Origin of the sequence: Pseudomonas sp. R2-7-07 (assembly GCF_003852355.1) — a bacterium.
In the GTDB taxonomy this organism is placed as follows: domain Bacteria; phylum Pseudomonadota; class Gammaproteobacteria; order Pseudomonadales; family Pseudomonadaceae; genus Aquipseudomonas.
In genome coordinates this window covers 3,236,723-3,250,611 of record NZ_CP027759.1, presented here as the reverse complement: position 1 = coordinate 3,250,611, position 13,889 = coordinate 3,236,723, and the positions used below count along the sequence as shown (strand labels likewise).

15 protein-coding genes are annotated in these 13,889 nt (G+C 61.3%); 6 read left to right on the top strand and 9 right to left on the bottom strand.

Annotation, left to right across the window (positions count from 1 at the left end):
* Positions 1-198: 198 nt before the first annotated feature.
* From C4J86_RS14780 to C4J86_RS14770, 3 genes are read right to left on the bottom strand one after another with little or no spacing between them, the layout of a single operon-like run.
* The gene (locus C4J86_RS14780) at positions 199-915 is read right to left on the bottom strand and encodes an ABC transporter ATP-binding protein (protein WP_124370947.1); all 717 of its coding nucleotides are present in this window, start codon (positions 913-915) and stop codon (positions 199-201) included.
* On the bottom strand, positions 912-1,733 hold the full coding sequence (locus C4J86_RS14775; RefSeq protein WP_124370946.1) for an ABC transporter permease: 822 nt from the start codon (positions 1,731-1,733) through the stop codon (positions 912-914). The genes C4J86_RS14780 and C4J86_RS14775 overlap by 4 nt, the downstream gene beginning before the upstream one ends.
* Before the next feature lie 10 nt (positions 1,734-1,743).
* Positions 1,744-2,700: an aliphatic sulfonate ABC transporter substrate-binding protein gene (locus tag C4J86_RS14770; RefSeq protein WP_124370945.1), complete on the bottom strand. Its 957-nt coding sequence runs from the start codon at positions 2,698-2,700 to the stop codon at positions 1,744-1,746.
* 318 nt (positions 2,701-3,018) lie between these two features.
* Between C4J86_RS14770 and C4J86_RS14765 the strand changes: the two genes are divergently transcribed.
* On the top strand, positions 3,019-3,234 hold the full coding sequence (locus C4J86_RS14765; RefSeq protein ID WP_003173733.1) for a molybdopterin-binding protein: 216 nt from the start codon (positions 3,019-3,021) through the stop codon (positions 3,232-3,234).
* Positions 3,235-3,254: 20 nt separating this feature from the next.
* Here the strand turns inward: C4J86_RS14765 and C4J86_RS14760 are convergent, their stop codons facing one another.
* Positions 3,255-3,728 carry a hypothetical protein gene (locus C4J86_RS14760; RefSeq protein ID WP_124370944.1) on the bottom strand — a complete coding sequence of 158 codons (474 nt, stop codon included), beginning with the start codon at positions 3,726-3,728 and terminating at the stop codon, positions 3,255-3,257.
* 296 nt (positions 3,729-4,024) lie between these two features.
* Positions 4,025-5,170, bottom strand: coding sequence for a MalY/PatB family protein (locus tag C4J86_RS14755; RefSeq protein WP_124370943.1), 1,146 nt, complete (start codon positions 5,168-5,170; stop codon positions 4,025-4,027).
* A 191-nt stretch (positions 5,171-5,361) separates the two neighbouring features.
* Between C4J86_RS14755 and ggt the strand changes: the two genes are divergently transcribed.
* Together ggt and xth are read left to right on the top strand one after the other, a co-directional pair.
* A complete protein-coding gene (gene ggt / locus C4J86_RS14750) occupies positions 5,362-7,086 on the top strand; it encodes a gamma-glutamyltransferase (protein WP_124370942.1) in 1,725 nt (574 codons plus the stop codon).
* Between the two features lie 76 nt (positions 7,087-7,162).
* On the top strand, positions 7,163-7,957 hold the full coding sequence (gene xth / locus C4J86_RS14745) for an exodeoxyribonuclease III (RefSeq protein WP_124370941.1): 795 nt from the start codon (positions 7,163-7,165) through the stop codon (positions 7,955-7,957).
* On the opposite strand, the gene C4J86_RS14740 is transcribed toward xth, so the two are convergent.
* Together C4J86_RS14740 and pnuC are read right to left on the bottom strand one after the other, a co-directional pair.
* Positions 7,954-8,490 (bottom strand): AAA family ATPase, encoded by a 537-nt coding sequence (locus C4J86_RS14740; RefSeq protein ID WP_124372437.1) that lies wholly within the window; start codon positions 8,488-8,490, stop codon positions 7,954-7,956. The genes xth and C4J86_RS14740 overlap by 4 nt on opposite strands.
* Positions 8,487-9,050: a nicotinamide riboside transporter PnuC gene (gene pnuC / locus C4J86_RS14735; protein ID WP_124370940.1), complete on the bottom strand. Its 564-nt coding sequence runs from the start codon at positions 9,048-9,050 to the stop codon at positions 8,487-8,489. The genes C4J86_RS14740 and pnuC overlap by 4 nt, the downstream gene beginning before the upstream one ends.
* Before the next feature lie 201 nt (positions 9,051-9,251).
* On the opposite strand from pnuC, the gene C4J86_RS14730 reads away from it, so the two are divergent.
* Both C4J86_RS14730 and C4J86_RS14725 read left to right on the top strand, forming a co-directional pair.
* Positions 9,252-11,507: an Orn/Lys/Arg decarboxylase N-terminal domain-containing protein gene (locus tag C4J86_RS14730; RefSeq protein ID WP_124370939.1), complete on the top strand. Its 2,256-nt coding sequence runs from the start codon at positions 9,252-9,254 to the stop codon at positions 11,505-11,507.
* Positions 11,508-11,515: 8 nt separating this feature from the next.
* On the top strand, positions 11,516-12,097 hold the full coding sequence (locus tag C4J86_RS14725; protein ID WP_124370938.1) for a GNAT family N-acetyltransferase: 582 nt from the start codon (positions 11,516-11,518) through the stop codon (positions 12,095-12,097).
* Between the two features lie 25 nt (positions 12,098-12,122).
* On the opposite strand, the gene C4J86_RS14720 is transcribed toward C4J86_RS14725, so the two are convergent.
* Positions 12,123-13,031 carry a LysR substrate-binding domain-containing protein gene (locus tag C4J86_RS14720; protein WP_124370937.1) on the bottom strand — a complete coding sequence of 303 codons (909 nt, stop codon included), beginning with the start codon at positions 13,029-13,031 and terminating at the stop codon, positions 12,123-12,125.
* A gap of 182 nt (positions 13,032-13,213) precedes the next feature.
* On the opposite strand from C4J86_RS14720, the gene C4J86_RS14715 reads away from it, so the two are divergent.
* Positions 13,214-13,552 carry a hypothetical protein gene (locus tag C4J86_RS14715; protein ID WP_124370936.1) on the top strand — a complete coding sequence of 113 codons (339 nt, stop codon included), beginning with the start codon at positions 13,214-13,216 and terminating at the stop codon, positions 13,550-13,552.
* Positions 13,553-13,601: 49 nt separating this feature from the next.
* Here the strand turns inward: C4J86_RS14715 and C4J86_RS14710 are convergent, their stop codons facing one another.
* Positions 13,602-13,838, bottom strand: coding sequence for a hypothetical protein (locus tag C4J86_RS14710; RefSeq protein ID WP_124370935.1), 237 nt, complete (start codon positions 13,836-13,838; stop codon positions 13,602-13,604).
* Positions 13,839-13,889 lie beyond the last annotated feature (51 nt).

Below are 13,889 nucleotides of genomic sequence, written 5' to 3'. Positions count from 1 at the left end.
CGGTGCGTGGAACCGTCCAAAAAATATGCGGTTTGCAGGCTTCAAGGCATTGAAATACGGCGCATAGTGTGGTCGGAAATTACCGAGGCTGCACACTATATAGTGGTCCGTTCTGTTTGTGGGCACACTATATGGTGTGTGGCGGCGATGGTCAACGCGCAAGTCGGAGCCTGGGCGTTGACCGCTGGAAGGGAAAACTCAGATGACGTGGGCGTGTTGCAGCTCGGTCAGGCACAGCGCCTTGAGCCGAGCCAGCGACGGATCGCGCCGGTCTCGCGGGTGCGGCAAATCCACCGTCAGCACCTGGCGAATGCTGCTGGGCCGATTGCCCATCACCAATACCCGGTCGCTGAGGTACAGCGCCTCGTCCACATCATGGGTCACCAGCAGCAAGGCGATGGCATGGTGTTCGGCCAGTTGCAGCAGCAGGTCCTGCAGCTTCATGCGCGTGAACGCATCCACGGCGCTGAACGGTTCATCCAGCAGCAACACCTGCGGCCGTGAATACAGGCCCCGTGCGATCGCGACCCGTTGCGCCATGCCGCCGGACAACGCCTTAGGCAGCGCCTGGGCAAAACCCGTGAGGCCGACTTCTTCGATCAACTGCGTGACCCAGGCCTTGTCGTAGTGATTGTCCGCGCTGAATCCGATGTTTTGCTCCACCGTAAGCCAGGGCATCAATCGTGGTTCCTGGAACACGAAGGCCACCTCGCCGTTGGGGCTGCGCAGTTCGCCCTGGTAGTCGTTGTCCAGTCCCGCGACAATGCGCAACAAGGTGCTTTTGCCGCACCCGCTGGGCCCCAGCAGGCTCACGGCTTCGCGCGGTTGCAGGGCCAGGCGCACATTGTTCAAGACGGCGGCGCTGTCGAAGCTTTTGCGCACAACGTGAATGTCCAGCAGCGGTTGCACACTCATTGTCCGGCTCCCTGGAAGGTGTCGCGCCAGGCCAGGCAGCGCTTTTCCAGGGCCGCGAGCAGGCCATCGCTGACCTTGCCGAGCAGCGCCAGCACGATGATCGCCGCCAGCACGATATCCGGCCGCGAGGTTTCCCGCCCATCGCTGAGCAGGTAACCCAGCCCTTTGGTGGCCGCGATCAACTCGGCCGCCACCAGAAACATCCAGGCCAGGCTCAGGCCGCTGCGCAAGCCGGTAAACAGGCCGGGCAGGGCCGCCGGTAAGAGGATGCGACGTACCAGGCGGCGCCGATTGAACCCATACATTTGCCCGACTTCCACCAGCTTGCGATCGATATCGCGGATGGCCGCAACGCCATTGAGGTACACCGGGAAGAACGCGCCAATCGCGATCAGCACGATCTTGGAGGTCTCGTCGATGCCCAGCCACAGCAGCAGCAATGGCACCCAGGCCAGGCTCGGGATCGAGCGCAACCCGGCGAAGGTCGGCTCCAGATAGGCCTCGGCTTCGCGGCTCAAGCCCACCCAGGCGGCGAATACCAAGGCCAGGCTCGCACCAATGGCAAAACCCAGCAGTACCCGCACCAGGCTGGCGCTGATGTGTTTCCACAGGGAGCCTTCGGCGAGGTCCGCCAGGGTCATGGCGATCTCGCTGGGCGCCGGCATCTGGTACGACGGCAGCCAGCCCACGCGCACCACCGCCTCCAGCACCAGCAGAATCAGTACTGGCAACACCAGGCCCTTGAGCCGTTGCGGCCAGGCGCTACGCTTGATCTGCCGTGGCGGGGCGAGTGGCAGGGCTTGGGTTTTGCTGGTCATCACGCGCTCCTTAGCGGCCGAACGAGGTGTCGAGCAACTGGTCGATCACCTGGTCCACGTTCACCCCTTTGCGCACCAGCTCTTCGGACACCAGGATCGGCGCGGCGGCCTTGGAGGCGAGCACATCCTTGCTGCTCAAGAACGGCGTGCTCAGGTCGGTACGCGACAGCTGCAGCTTGGCCACTTCCAACGGCAGGCCGGATTCATCGGCGAGCAGCTTGGCGAACTCATCCGGGTACTTTATCGCCCAGTCCCGGGCTTTTTCATAGGCGCCCAGTACCGTGATGATGGTCTGCGGATGCGCCTTGGCGAACTGCTCGGTGACGCTGACCACGCCGTAGCTGTTGAAGTCCTTGTTGCGATACAGCAGGCGCGAACCGGCCTGGATCTGGCTGGCGGCCATATGCGGGTCGAGGCCGGCCCAGGCGTCAACGTCACCTTTTTCCAGGGCGGTGCGGCCGTCCGGATGCTGCAGGTGCACCAGTTCCACATCGTCCTTGTTCAGCCCGGCCTGTTGCAGGCTGCGCAGGGTGAACAGGTAGGGGTCGGTGCCTTTGGTAGCGGCGATTTTCTTGCCCTTGAGGTCGGTGACGCTGTTGAAGGGCGAATCTTTGCGCACCACCAGGGCCGTCCACTCGGCGCGGCTGTACACATACACCGATTTGATCGGGCTGCCGTTGGCCCGGCTCAGCACCGCGGACAAACTGGCGGAAGAGGCGAAATCCACGCCGCCGCTGTTGAGGTATTCCAGCGAACGGTTACTGCCCTGGCTCAATACCCAGCCTACCTTGGAATTCGGCAAGGCTTGTTCAAGCCAACCAAAATGCTTGAGCACCAGGCTGACGGGCGAGTAGTAGGCGTAGTCGAGATTGACTTTTGCGGGATCGGTGTCGGCGGCCTGGGCCAGCGGTTGCAGGCACAAGGCGAGGGCGCATGCGCCAAGTAAGCGTTGGGCGAAGGGTTTCATGGAACGGCTCCGGGCACGTGGGCGTTTAGAGAGGTTTTCTTATATTCAGAAAATTAGTTCGCATGTTCCATCATGCTTTTCAGGAATATGCAGTCTCTGTGCCATCTGTGTTGTCCCGTGTTTGCGCGTGTGTGCCGAGTGGAGGCTGTGGCGGATGCAGGCAGATTGTTGAAGTGCTGTTGGCTGGGCAACAGTTTGTATATATCCATTTCGAATAAATAAAGAGTTATATATTCCTTTTATTGTTCTTTCTGAAAGCGCATTTTGAGTGCCTGCGCATTCGTGCGGATTGACTCAACAGCCAAAAGGAAAGCCGACATGACCATTAAAGCGATCAATGTGCGCAACCAGTTTAAGGGCGTGATCAAGGAAATTCTGCTGGGTGAAGTGGTGTCGGAGATCGACGTGCAAACCGCGTCCGGCATCGTCACTTCGGTGATCACCACCCGCTCGGTGCGTGACCTGGAGTTGAAGGTGGGCAGTGAAGTGATTGCCTTTGTGAAATCCACCGAAGTGTCCATCGCCAAGCTTTAAAAAGCCTCAGGCGGGCGCTTTCAGTCGACGCGATCAAACACGCTGGCGACGTCTTCGTGACTGAGTACCCCTTTACCGGGTCCGTCGAGCAATTTGAAGGTGCCATCGGCATTGATTGTGATGCCGGCGGAACTGGCCAGAGTCACTGCCGCGCCTGAGCGGCCGCTGAGCAGGTCCCGTAGCGGCTGCTCGCCGTGCAGGGTTTGCCCGATGGTCGTTGCCATGCCTTGCAGGGAACTTGAATTCACCCCGGCTACCAGGATCACATGACTGTTCTTGTCCAGCGATGCCTGCAATCTGTGCATCAATGCTCGAGTATCGCTATTTCCCGGATTCAGGCCCAGTTCCAGATTGCTGCCGGTAAGATGCATCAAGGTGCGATTCTGGTAGGTGGATCCGTTCCAGCCGGTGAGCACTGCCAGCGCCGAGCAGTCCGACAACCCGCGGGTAGCGAGCGGGTCGTGGCCTCCATTCAAAGAGACTGACCGGCCCATTTCAACCTCCACAGTCTTGATGTCTGAACGCGTGCTGGGCGGGTTAGCCAGAGGATGTTTCAGCCCCACAAAGCGCATCAATTGATGCGATGCGGTGGAGGCAGCGGCCTTTAGAGCCGAGCCCGTTGGTGCAGGTTCGCGTGGTGACGGGTTCGGCTTGAATGATTCTGTGAATTGCACAGGGCCGTTGGTTGCAGGGCGTGTCGACAGCATAGGGCGCAAAGCTCCGGGAAAGGTTCAGCCGCACAAGGGGATTCCCTTGAGTGCTGAAAAAGCCTTTCGCGGTTCCAGCCCATTCAGCGGTTTTTCAGGCTGCGTTCCATGCGCTGCAGGCCTTCTTCCAGCATCGACCGTGGGCAGCCGAAGTTCAGGCGCACGAACTGCTGGCTGTCATCGCCGAACTCAATGCCGGCGCTCAACCCGACCTTGGCCTGTTCCAGGAAGAACTGCTGCGGGTCTCCCAGGCCCAGGGCGCTGCAATCGAGCCAGGCCAGGAATGTGCCTTGTGGCGCATGCATTACCACGCCGGGCAGGCGGGTGTGCACGGCATCGAGCAGGTAGTCACGGTTGGCTTGCAGGTAGTGCTTCAGCGCGTCGAGCCAGGCGCCGCATTGGCTGTAGGCGGCGCGGGTAGCTTCCAGGCCCAGGGGGCTGACGCTGTCGACCATGCCGCAACGGGCCTGGTTGAAACGCTCGCGGATCTCGGCATTCTGCACCACGGCGAAACAGGTCTTCAGGCCGGCCACGTTATAGGCCTTGCTCGCCGACATCAGGGTGATGGTGCGCTGGGCAATCTCTTCGCTGAGGCTGGCAATCGGGATATGCCGACGGCCGTCAAAGCACAGTTCGGCATGGATTTCATCGGAGATGATCAGCGCACCGCTTTCCAGGCAGGCGTTGGCCACGGCCAGCAGTTCTGCATGGGGAAAGACTTTGCCGATGGGGTTGTGCGGGTTGCTCAACAGCAGCGCACCGGCGCCGCTCAGTGCCTGGCGCAGCGCCGGCAGGGGCGTGCGGTATTCGCCCTCGATCCACTCGAACGGGAGTTCAATGCGCGGCAAATTCCAGTGAGCGGGCGCCAGGCGAATCGGCCGGTAGTTGGGGGTTTGCAGCACCACCGGCTGGCCTGGCTGGACAAACGCGTGCAAGGCCATATTGAAACCCGGCTCGACGCCCGGCAGGAACAGCAGTTCATCCGGTTGCACGCGCCAGGCGTACTTGGCCCACAGGTCGGCGATGATCGCCTCGCGCACATCCGGGCCGGCGACGCTGTAGCCGAGCACCTGCTGGTCGAGGCGCGCATGCAATGCCTGAAGGATGGCAGGTGGGGCGGCGATGTCCATGTCGGCGATCCACATCGGCAAGACGTCTTGCGGGTAGCGGTTCCACTTGGTGCTGCCGGTGCCGAGACGTGGGTGGATCGTGTCGAAATCAAAGCTCATGGAGGGGCTCGTATGAGGCGGCGAATAAAGAGTGGCGCTGATTCTAGCGCCATTAGATTTATAGGCCAGTGCTGATTGTTTCAGGTAGCCGTTCCATGACCGACAGCTTCTGTAACAAAAACGCCATCGCGCTGGGGATTGAATAAGGGAAGGGCTATTTTGGTGCATCTCAATAAATAGAGTAGCCATGGATGAAATACCAACCCTTCAGCCGCACCTTGATTGCCACTGCCCTGGTGTTGACGGTCAGTGGCGTGCACGCCGCTTCCCAGGCCCCGGTGGCCGGTGAAAATGGCATGGTGGTCACCGCCCAGCATCTGGCCACTCAGGTCGGCGTGGAGGTGCTCAAAGCCGGCGGAAATGCGGTGGATGCGGCGGTGGCCGTGGGCTACGCGCTGGCGGTGGTGTACCCGGCGGCGGGCAACCTGGGCGGCGGCGGTTTCATGACCGTGCAGCTGGCGGACGGGCGCAAGACCTTCCTCGACTTTCGCGAAAAAGCCCCGCTGGCGGCCACGGCCGATATGTACCTGGACAAAGACGGCAATGTCGTCGAAGGCCTGAGCGCCAAGGGCCACCTGGCCGTCGGTGTACCTGGCACTGTCTCGGGCATGGAGTTGGCGCTGAGCAAGTACGGCACCCTCAAGCGCGCCCAGGTGATCGCGCCGGCGATCAAACTGGCGGAGAACGGCTTTACCCTGGAGCAGGGCGATGTCGACCTGCTGCACACCGCCACTGGCGAATTCGAGAAAGACCAGGACCTGCGCGGGATCTTCCTGCATAACGGCCAACCGATGCAGGTCGGTCAAAAACTGGTGCAGAAGGACCTGGCCAGGACCCTCAGGGAAATTTCCGCCAAGGGCAACGATGGCTTCTACAAAGGCTGGGTCGCCAAGGCAGTGGTGGATTCCAGCCAGGCCGGCAAGGGCCTGATCACCCAGGCTGACCTGGACACCTACAAGACCCGCGAACTGGCGCCTATCGAGTGCGATTATCGTGGCTACCATGTGGTCTCGGCGCCGCCGCCAAGCTCCGGCGGCGTGGTGATCTGCCAGATCATGAACATCCTCGAAGGCTACCCGATGGCAGACCTGGGGTACCACTCGGCCCAGGGCTTGCACTACCAGATCGAAGCGATGCGCCACGCCTATGTAGACCGCAACAGCTACCTCGGCGACCCGGATTTCGTGAAGAACCCGATCGCCCATCTGCTGGATAAAAATTACGCGGCCAAATTGCGCGACGCGATCGAGCCACACAAGGCCGGGGATTCCCAGGCGATCAAGCCGGGCGTGTCGCCCCATGAAGGCAACAACACCACCCACTATTCCATCGTCGACACTTGGGGCAACGCCGTTTCCGTCACCTACACCCTCAATGACTGGTTTGGCGCGGGCGTGATGGCGAGCAAGACCGGGGTGATCCTCAACGATGAAATGGACGACTTCACCGTCAAGGTCGGCGTGCCGAACATGTACGGCCTGGTCCAGGGTGAAGCCAACGCCATTGCGCCGGGCAAGGCGCCGCTGTCGTCGATGAGCCCGACTATCGTGACCAAGGATGGCAAGACGGTGATGGTGGTGGGCACGCCAGGCGGCAGCCGCATTATTACCGCGACCTTGCTGACCATCCTCAATGTCATCGACTACAAGATGAACATTCAGGAGGCCGTGGACGCGCCGCGCTTCCACCAGCAGTGGATGCCGCAGACCACCAACCTTGAAACCTTCGCGGTGAGCCCGGACACCCAGAAGATCCTCGAGAGCTGGGGGCATACGTTCGCCGGTCCCCAGGACGCCAACCACCTGGCCGCGATCCTGGTGGGCGCGCCGGCGCTGGGTGGCAAGCCGGTGGGCAACAACCGCTTCTATGGTGCGAATGACCCGCGTCGCAACACCGGCCTGTCGTTGGGTTACTGAGGCCGACTCGCTCGCGCATGGAACATCTGCGGCATTTCGGGGCTCTATCCCAAGAGCCCCGAAAGGACCCCACCCCATGAAAGCGCTGAAAATCGCCACCTTCAACATCAACGGCATTCGTGCCCGTCTGCCCAACCTGCTGCAATGGCTGGCTCGCGAGCAGCCGGACATCGTCTGCCTGCAAGAACTCAAGGCGCCGGAAAGCCTGTTTCCCTATGCTGATTTCGAAGCGGCCGGCTACGGCGCGATCTGCCTGGGCCAGGCCTCATGGAACGGTGTGGCGATTCTGGCCAAGGACGCGCAACCGCTGGAAAGCCGGCGGGGCCTGCCCGGTGACGAGAGCGACCAGCAAAGCCGCTATATCGAGGCGGCTGTGCACGGCGTGCTGGTCGGCTGCCTGTACCTGCCCAACGGCAACCCGCAACCCGGGCCTAAATTCGACTACAAGCTGGCCTGGTTCGAACGCCTGATCGACTATGCCCAGGCGTTGCAAACCAGTGATCACCCGGTGGTGCTGGCCGGGGATTTCAATGTGGTGCCCACCGACCTGGACATCTACAACCCACGCTCCTGGCTCAAGGATGCGCTGTTGCAACCCGAGAGCCGCGCCTGCTATCAGCGCCTGCTTGACCAGGGCTGGACCGACTCAGTGCGTCATTTGTACCCCGAAGAGCGGGTGTATACGTTCTGGGACTATTTCCGCCAGCACTGGCAGAAAAATTCCGGCCTGCGCATCGACCACCTATTGCTCAACCCGGCGCTCAAGCCCTACCTCAAGGACGCGGGCGTCGATGCATGGGTGCGTAACGAGGCGCATGCCAGCGACCACGCGCCGACCTGGATTCAGCTCGGCACGCGCAAAAAGCGTTAACCGATCGTCGTCGCCCCGAGCAAGCGCTCGACCGCGGCAAACGCGGCGTCCCGGCGCGCTTGCCAGTCTCCCCGGATCACCACCACAGGCTGTTGGTGCGCATGCAGCCAGTCCAGGCTGGCCTGGAAGAACGCTCGGCGGTCGGCCAAGTCGGGTTGGCAGCGCTGGCCGTCGGCGCTCCATTCCACATCTTCGGGCGACAACAGCAGATGCAGGTCGTAGTGACGGGCCAGCAGTTCGCTGTCGAGCCAGCTGGGGCAGTCGCCGAATAGGGTCTGGCTCCAGAGTGTGTTGGTCAGCAGGTGGGTGTCGAGGATCAGCAAATCAGGCTGTGCTGCGCGGGCGGCGTCTTCCCAGGCCAACTGGCCCTGGGCAATCGCCGGGATATCCGCCAGGCAGGTATCGCGCTGGTGGTGGTCGATGAAATAGCGCACGTATTCACCCACCATCAGCCCGCCGAAGTGCGCGTGCAGCTCAGCCGCCAGCCAACTTTTGCCGCTGGATTCAGGGCCCGCCAGTACCACCACTTTCATGCGTGCAACGCCGGGTCGGCGCGCCATTCACGCCAGCCTTGCACAGCAATCACGGTGAAGAGCGCGTAGAGCGCGGCGGTGAGGTAGAGGCCTTTGTAGAGGAATAGCCCGACGAAAATCACATCCACCACGATCCACAGCGGCCAGCACTGCACGCGTTTTTGCGCCATCCACAACTGCGCTACCAGGCTGAAACCCGTCAGGGCCGCGTCGAGCCAGGGTTGGGCGGCGTCGGTCCAGTGGGCCATGGCGGCGCCGAGCAACAGGCTGAACACCGCGCCGACGACCAGGGCGGTCAAGATCGCCGGCCAGCTCAGGCTGCTGACCTGACGGCCTTGCTTGACCGCGCCGGCACGGGTCCATTGCCACCAGCCGTAGACTTGCAGCACGGCGTAGACCCCCTGCAGCAACATGTCGGAATACAGCTTCACGTCAAAGAACACCCAGGTATAGAGCAACACCATCACCAGGCCGATAGGCCAGCACCAGGGGTTCTGCTTGACCGTCAGCCACACAGCGATCACCCCCAGGGCGGCGGCGAACAGTTCAAGCCCGGACATGGCGGTTCCTTGGGAGAGTGGAAGAGGGCGCTGATTGTACCTACAGGTCATCCATCCTCAAACAGCGGAGGGCAAATGTGGCAATGGAGGGCACCCCCCCCCCCTCCCACAATTGATCTTCATTGTCTGTGAAAATCTTCATTCGCCACTTTCGCTTCCAGCTTCTACCCTGAGTGCAAGCCCTCAGGAGTAGGAGCGCCCATGTACAAAGACCTGAAGTTTCCCGTCCTTATCGTGCACCGCGACATCAAGGCCGACACCGTTGCCGGTGATCGGGTTCGAGGCATCGCCAGGGAGTTGGAGCAGGAGGGCTTCAGTATCTTTTCCGCCGTGGACTACGCCGAAGGGCGACTGGTGGCGGCCACCCACCACGGCCTTGCCTGCATGCTGATCGCCGCCGAGGGCGCCGGGGAAAATACTCATTTGCTGCAAAACATGGTCGAGCTGATCCGCCTGGCGCGGGTGAGGGCGCCCAACCTGCCGATCTTCGCGCTGGGCGAGCAAGTCACCCTGGAAAACGCCCCGGCGGATGCCATGAGCGAACTCAACCAGTTGCGCGGCATCCTGTATCTGTTCGAAGACACCGTACCGTTTCTCGCGCGCCAGGTCGCGCGTGCGGCGCGCGCCTACCTCGATGGTTTGTTGCCGCCGTTCTTCAAGGCCCTGGTGCAACACACCGCCGACTCCAATTACTCCTGGCACACCCCGGGCCACGGCGGTGGCGTGGCGTATCGCAAAAGCCCGGTGGGGCAGGCGTTTCACCAGTTCTTCGGGGAAAATACGTTGCGTTCGGACTTGTCTGTCTCGGTCCCCGAGCTGGGTTCGCTGCTCGATCACACCGGGCCGCTTGCGGAAGCCGAAGCCCGCGCGGCACGCAATTTTGGCGCTGACCACACGTTTTTCGTGATCAACGGCACCTCCACCGCCAACAAGATCGTCTGGCACTCCATGGTCGGTCGCGATGACCTGGTCCTGGTCGACCGCAATTGCCACAAGTCGGTACTGCATTCGATCATCATGACCGGCGCGATCCCCTTGTACCTGTGCCCGGAGCGCAATGAGCTGGGGATCATCGGCCCCATCCCCTTGAGCGAATTCAGTGCCGACTCGATCCGCGCCAAGATCGACGCCAGCCCGCTGACCCATGGCCGTCCGGCGAAGGTAAAGCTGGCGGTGGTCACCAACTCCACCTACGACGGCCTGTGCTACAACGCCGAGCTGATCAAGCAGCAACTGGGTAGCAGCGTCGAGGTGCTGCACTTCGATGAGGCCTGGTATGCCTACGCGGCGTTCCACGAGTTTTTCGCCGGGCGCTACGGCATGGGTACCTCGCGCACGCCGGACAGCCCGCTGGTGTTTACCACGCACTCCACCCACAAACTGCTGGCGGCCTTCAGCCAGGCGTCGATGATTCATGTGCAGGACGGCGGAGCGCGGCAACTGGACCGTGACCGCTTCAACGAAGCGTTCATGATGCATATTTCCACCTCGCCGCAATACAGCATCATCGCCTCTCTGGACGTGGCGTCAGCGATGATGGAAGGCCCGGCGGGTCGCTCGCTGTTGCAGGAAATGTTCGATGAGGCCCTGAGTTTCCGTCGTGCGCTGGCCAACCTGCGTCAGCATATCGCTGCTGATGACTGGTGGTTTTCGATCTGGCAGCCGCCGTCGGTGGCCGGTATCGACCGGGTCGTCACCGCGGACTGGCTGCTGCACCCTCAGGATGACTGGCATGGTTTTGGCGACGTGGCTGAAGATTATGTGCTGCTGGACCCGATCAAAGTCACCCTGGTAATGCCCGGCCTCACCGCCGGCGGCGCCTTGAGCGATCGCGGGATTCCCGCCGCCGTGGTCAGCAAGTTTCTCTGGGAGCGCGGCCTGGTGGTGGAAAAAACCGGGCTGTATTCTTTCCTCGTGCTGTTTTCCATGGGCATCACCAAAGGCAAATGGAGTACCTTGCTCACCGAGTTGCTGGAATTCAAACGCAGCTATGATGCCAATACCAGCCTGGCCAGTTGCCTGCCCTCGGTATATGCCCAGGGGCCGATACGTTATCAGGGCTTGGGGTTGCGCGACCTGTGCGACCAGTTGCACAGTTGTTATCGCAGTAACGCGACGGCCAGGCATCTGAAGCGCATGTATACGGTGTTGCCGGAGATTGCGATGAAGCCGGCCGATGCCTACGACCAGTTGGTCAGGGGCGAAGTGGAAGCGGTATCCATCGATGCCTTGCCAGGACGCATCGCAGCCGTGATGCTGGTGCCGTATCCGCCGGGTATTCCGCTGATCATGCCGGGGGAGCGCTTTACCGAGTCAACCCGTTCGATCATCGACTATCTGGCGTTTGCCCGGACGTTCGATAGCAGTTTTCCCGGTTTTGTCGCCGATGTGCATGGGTTGCAACACGAAGATGACGGCAGTGGTCGTTGTTACACCGTCGATTGCATCAAAGGTTAAGGAACGTTATGCAAGCTGTCATGAACCCGAAGTATCCAGGGCTCAGTGTGCGAGTCGCCGACGAAGGCTTCGACGCTTATGTATGGGGCAATGACTTCAGTTTTGAGGTCAGCGCCTATGGTGTGCCGCAGATGGGCAAGCGGGTCGATCAATGGCCGGTGGAGCGCATCCTGCCGTACCGCAAGTGTTACGGCATCGACCCTGAAGAATTCGCCAGCTTTCGCAATGCGGCCGACAGCGCGGTCTTCATGGCGTATCTGGATGATCGCGCGGTGGGCCACGTTGTGATCAGTACCAACTGGAACGGCTTTGCCCATGTCGACGAGTTGGCGGTGGCGCTGCCTGCGCGGCGTCACGGTGTCGCCAAGGCGCTGTTGGACGTGGCGCAGTTCTGGGCACGCAAGAAGAACCTGCCGGGCATGATGCTGGAAACCCAGAACAACAACCTCGGTGCCTGTCGCCTGTATGAACGTAGCGGGTACGTGATGGGGGGTATCGATCAACTGCGCTATCGCGGCATCGACCCGCAAACCCGCGAAGTGGCGATTTTCTGGTATCGGCTGTTCAAGAGCGAAGTCGAATCGATCTGAGACGGTGTAGCACGTCAGCTCGCGTCTACAGGGGCTTGGTATCGTTGGACAGCAGGTTTTCGGCCTTTTGCGTGACGATCTCCAGCAGTGCATTCAGGGCCGGTGAAGCGGCCCCGTCCTGCAGAGCCAATGCATACAGGTTGACGCTGATCGGGGGGGATATCGGGCACACATCCAGCCCCGCGTCCCGCGCACCGAAGGCGGTGAACGGGTCGACCACCGCCAGGCCTTCTCCCGCCTCGACCATGCTGCGCATCATCTGGTACGTCTGTACCCGCGTCTGCACCACCGGCAGCGGGCGCAGGGCCTGCAGCTTGGCGTCCAGCAGACGACTCAGCGGGTCGTGGCCTTCCAGGCCAATCATCGACTGTCCCGCCAGATCCTGCAGCGCAATGTACTTCTGCTTGGGTTTCAGCCAGCCATGGGGGGCGAGCAATTGGAGTTTGCCTTGGGCCAGCACGCGACTCTGAATGTGCGGGTGTTGCGGGTCATGCAGGCTCAGGCCCACATCGGTCTCATGCAGCAACAGGCGCCTGACGATCTCCCGGGTCGGCTGGCTCGACAGGTTGCACGGCGTATCCTGGAACCGTCGGCGCAGCAGGGCGATGCTCTGGGGCAGTAATTGGTTGGCCAGCGGCGGGGTGCACAGCACACGCAAGGTCGGCGCGTGATGGTGTTTCAAGCGGCTGGCCAGGCGCTGTATCGGCTCAAGCGCGTCGTACAGGGGGGCGATTTGCGCTTGCAGCTCCAGGGTTTCACGGGTGGCTTGCAGGCGCCCGCGGACACTGGCAAACAGCATGAAGCCCAATTGCAGTTCGGCATCCTTGAGCGTGGCGTCTACCTCGCCCACGGGGAGTTGCAACCACTCGGCGGCCGTGCCGAGGTGTCCGGTCTGCAAGATGGCCTGAATCACTTCGATATGACGTAAACGCATGGCCGGAGTCTATGTGCAGTGGGTTGGGGATTCAATGGCGCAGGTCCCCGTGCGCAAAAAAGACTGCACGGGTCGCCCCTGCCTATGGCGTTAAGCCAGGACCTCACTAGAATGAGGCGTCTGATCAGCAACGACCAATGCCGGGTACCCGGTACTTACAACAAAAACAGGTCTGGTCTCAAATGCCTCTACCCTCGACGCTTTTCGGGGTAACGGCCAAGCAACTCCTGGTCCTGGTGACCGTGGGGTGCCTGGCGGCTTACTTCTTCAATAATCACGATGAATACGCGCCGGAAAACCTCGCACTCGAAGCGTTTATCCGTTCCCAGGAACAGGTCGCCGAGCAGGTGGGCGCGGTGCTCGGTATGACGTTGATCAGGCAGGTGGAGGCGTATCCCGCTTACGATCGGTCGGGCTACAAGCGTTCGATGTATGCGGTGGAGGGAGAGAGGGGGCAGTTGCTGGTGACGCTCAAGCAAGGCGAGCAGGGCATTGAAGTAACGGAAATCCGCAGTCCGTAAGCATCCCCAGCCCAGTCGCCGGGACTGGGCAGGTGGACAGGGCGAAATCTTATGACACGCTGGTGGTTTTGGATTCGCGCACGATAATCGTGCCCGACTGGATCAATTTGAACTCATCACCTTCCAGTTTTTCTACACGGTCGCCAATGGCCAGCTTGTAGGAGGTGGTAGACGCCGAGCCAGCCAGGTCGCCGTGCGCCGGGTTGGATTCCTGGAACTCATGCACTGAATAGACGCGGCCTTCCGCGTCTCTGGCATGAAACTGTCCGACTAATACTGCTGCCATCTGTTTAGAACCTCTGGAGATAAACACTCGATTTGCGGTTCTGTAGACCGT

What these genes read in the sequence shown, in the direction of transcription:
- C4J86_RS14725 (WP_124370938.1), top strand. Translation starts at nt 11,516, where the DNA reads ATGCAAGCTGTCATGAACCCGAAGTATCCAGGGCTCAGTGTGCGAGTC.
- xth (WP_124370941.1), top strand. Translation starts at nt 7,163, where the DNA reads ATGAAAGCGCTGAAAATCGCCACCTTCAACATCAACGGCATTCGTGCC.
- C4J86_RS14760 (WP_124370944.1), bottom strand. Translation starts at nt 3,728, where the DNA reads ATGGGCCGGTCAGTCTCTTTGAATGGAGGCCACGACCCGCTCGCTACC.
- ggt (WP_124370942.1), top strand. Translation starts at nt 5,362, where the DNA reads ATGAAATACCAACCCTTCAGCCGCACCTTGATTGCCACTGCCCTGGTG.
- C4J86_RS14710 (WP_124370935.1), bottom strand. Translation starts at nt 13,838, where the DNA reads ATGGCAGCAGTATTAGTCGGACAGTTTCATGCCAGAGACGCGGAAGGC.
- C4J86_RS14780 (WP_124370947.1), bottom strand. Translation starts at nt 915, where the DNA reads ATGAGTGTGCAACCGCTGCTGGACATTCACGTTGTGCGCAAAAGCTTC.
- C4J86_RS14755 (WP_124370943.1), bottom strand. Translation starts at nt 5,170, where the DNA reads ATGAGCTTTGATTTCGACACGATCCACCCACGTCTCGGCACCGGCAGC.
- C4J86_RS14730 (WP_124370939.1), top strand. Translation starts at nt 9,252, where the DNA reads ATGTACAAAGACCTGAAGTTTCCCGTCCTTATCGTGCACCGCGACATC.
- C4J86_RS14715 (WP_124370936.1), top strand. Translation starts at nt 13,214, where the DNA reads ATGCCTCTACCCTCGACGCTTTTCGGGGTAACGGCCAAGCAACTCCTG.
- C4J86_RS14765 (WP_003173733.1), top strand. Translation starts at nt 3,019, where the DNA reads ATGACCATTAAAGCGATCAATGTGCGCAACCAGTTTAAGGGCGTGATC.
- C4J86_RS14720 (WP_124370937.1), bottom strand. Translation starts at nt 13,031, where the DNA reads ATGCGTTTACGTCATATCGAAGTGATTCAGGCCATCTTGCAGACCGGA.
- C4J86_RS14775 (WP_124370946.1), bottom strand. Translation starts at nt 1,733, where the DNA reads ATGACCAGCAAAACCCAAGCCCTGCCACTCGCCCCGCCACGGCAGATC.
- pnuC (WP_124370940.1), bottom strand. Translation starts at nt 9,050, where the DNA reads ATGTCCGGGCTTGAACTGTTCGCCGCCGCCCTGGGGGTGATCGCTGTG.
- C4J86_RS14740 (WP_124372437.1), bottom strand. Translation starts at nt 8,490, where the DNA reads ATGAAAGTGGTGGTACTGGCGGGCCCTGAATCCAGCGGCAAAAGTTGG.
- C4J86_RS14770 (WP_124370945.1), bottom strand. Translation starts at nt 2,700, where the DNA reads ATGAAACCCTTCGCCCAACGCTTACTTGGCGCATGCGCCCTCGCCTTG.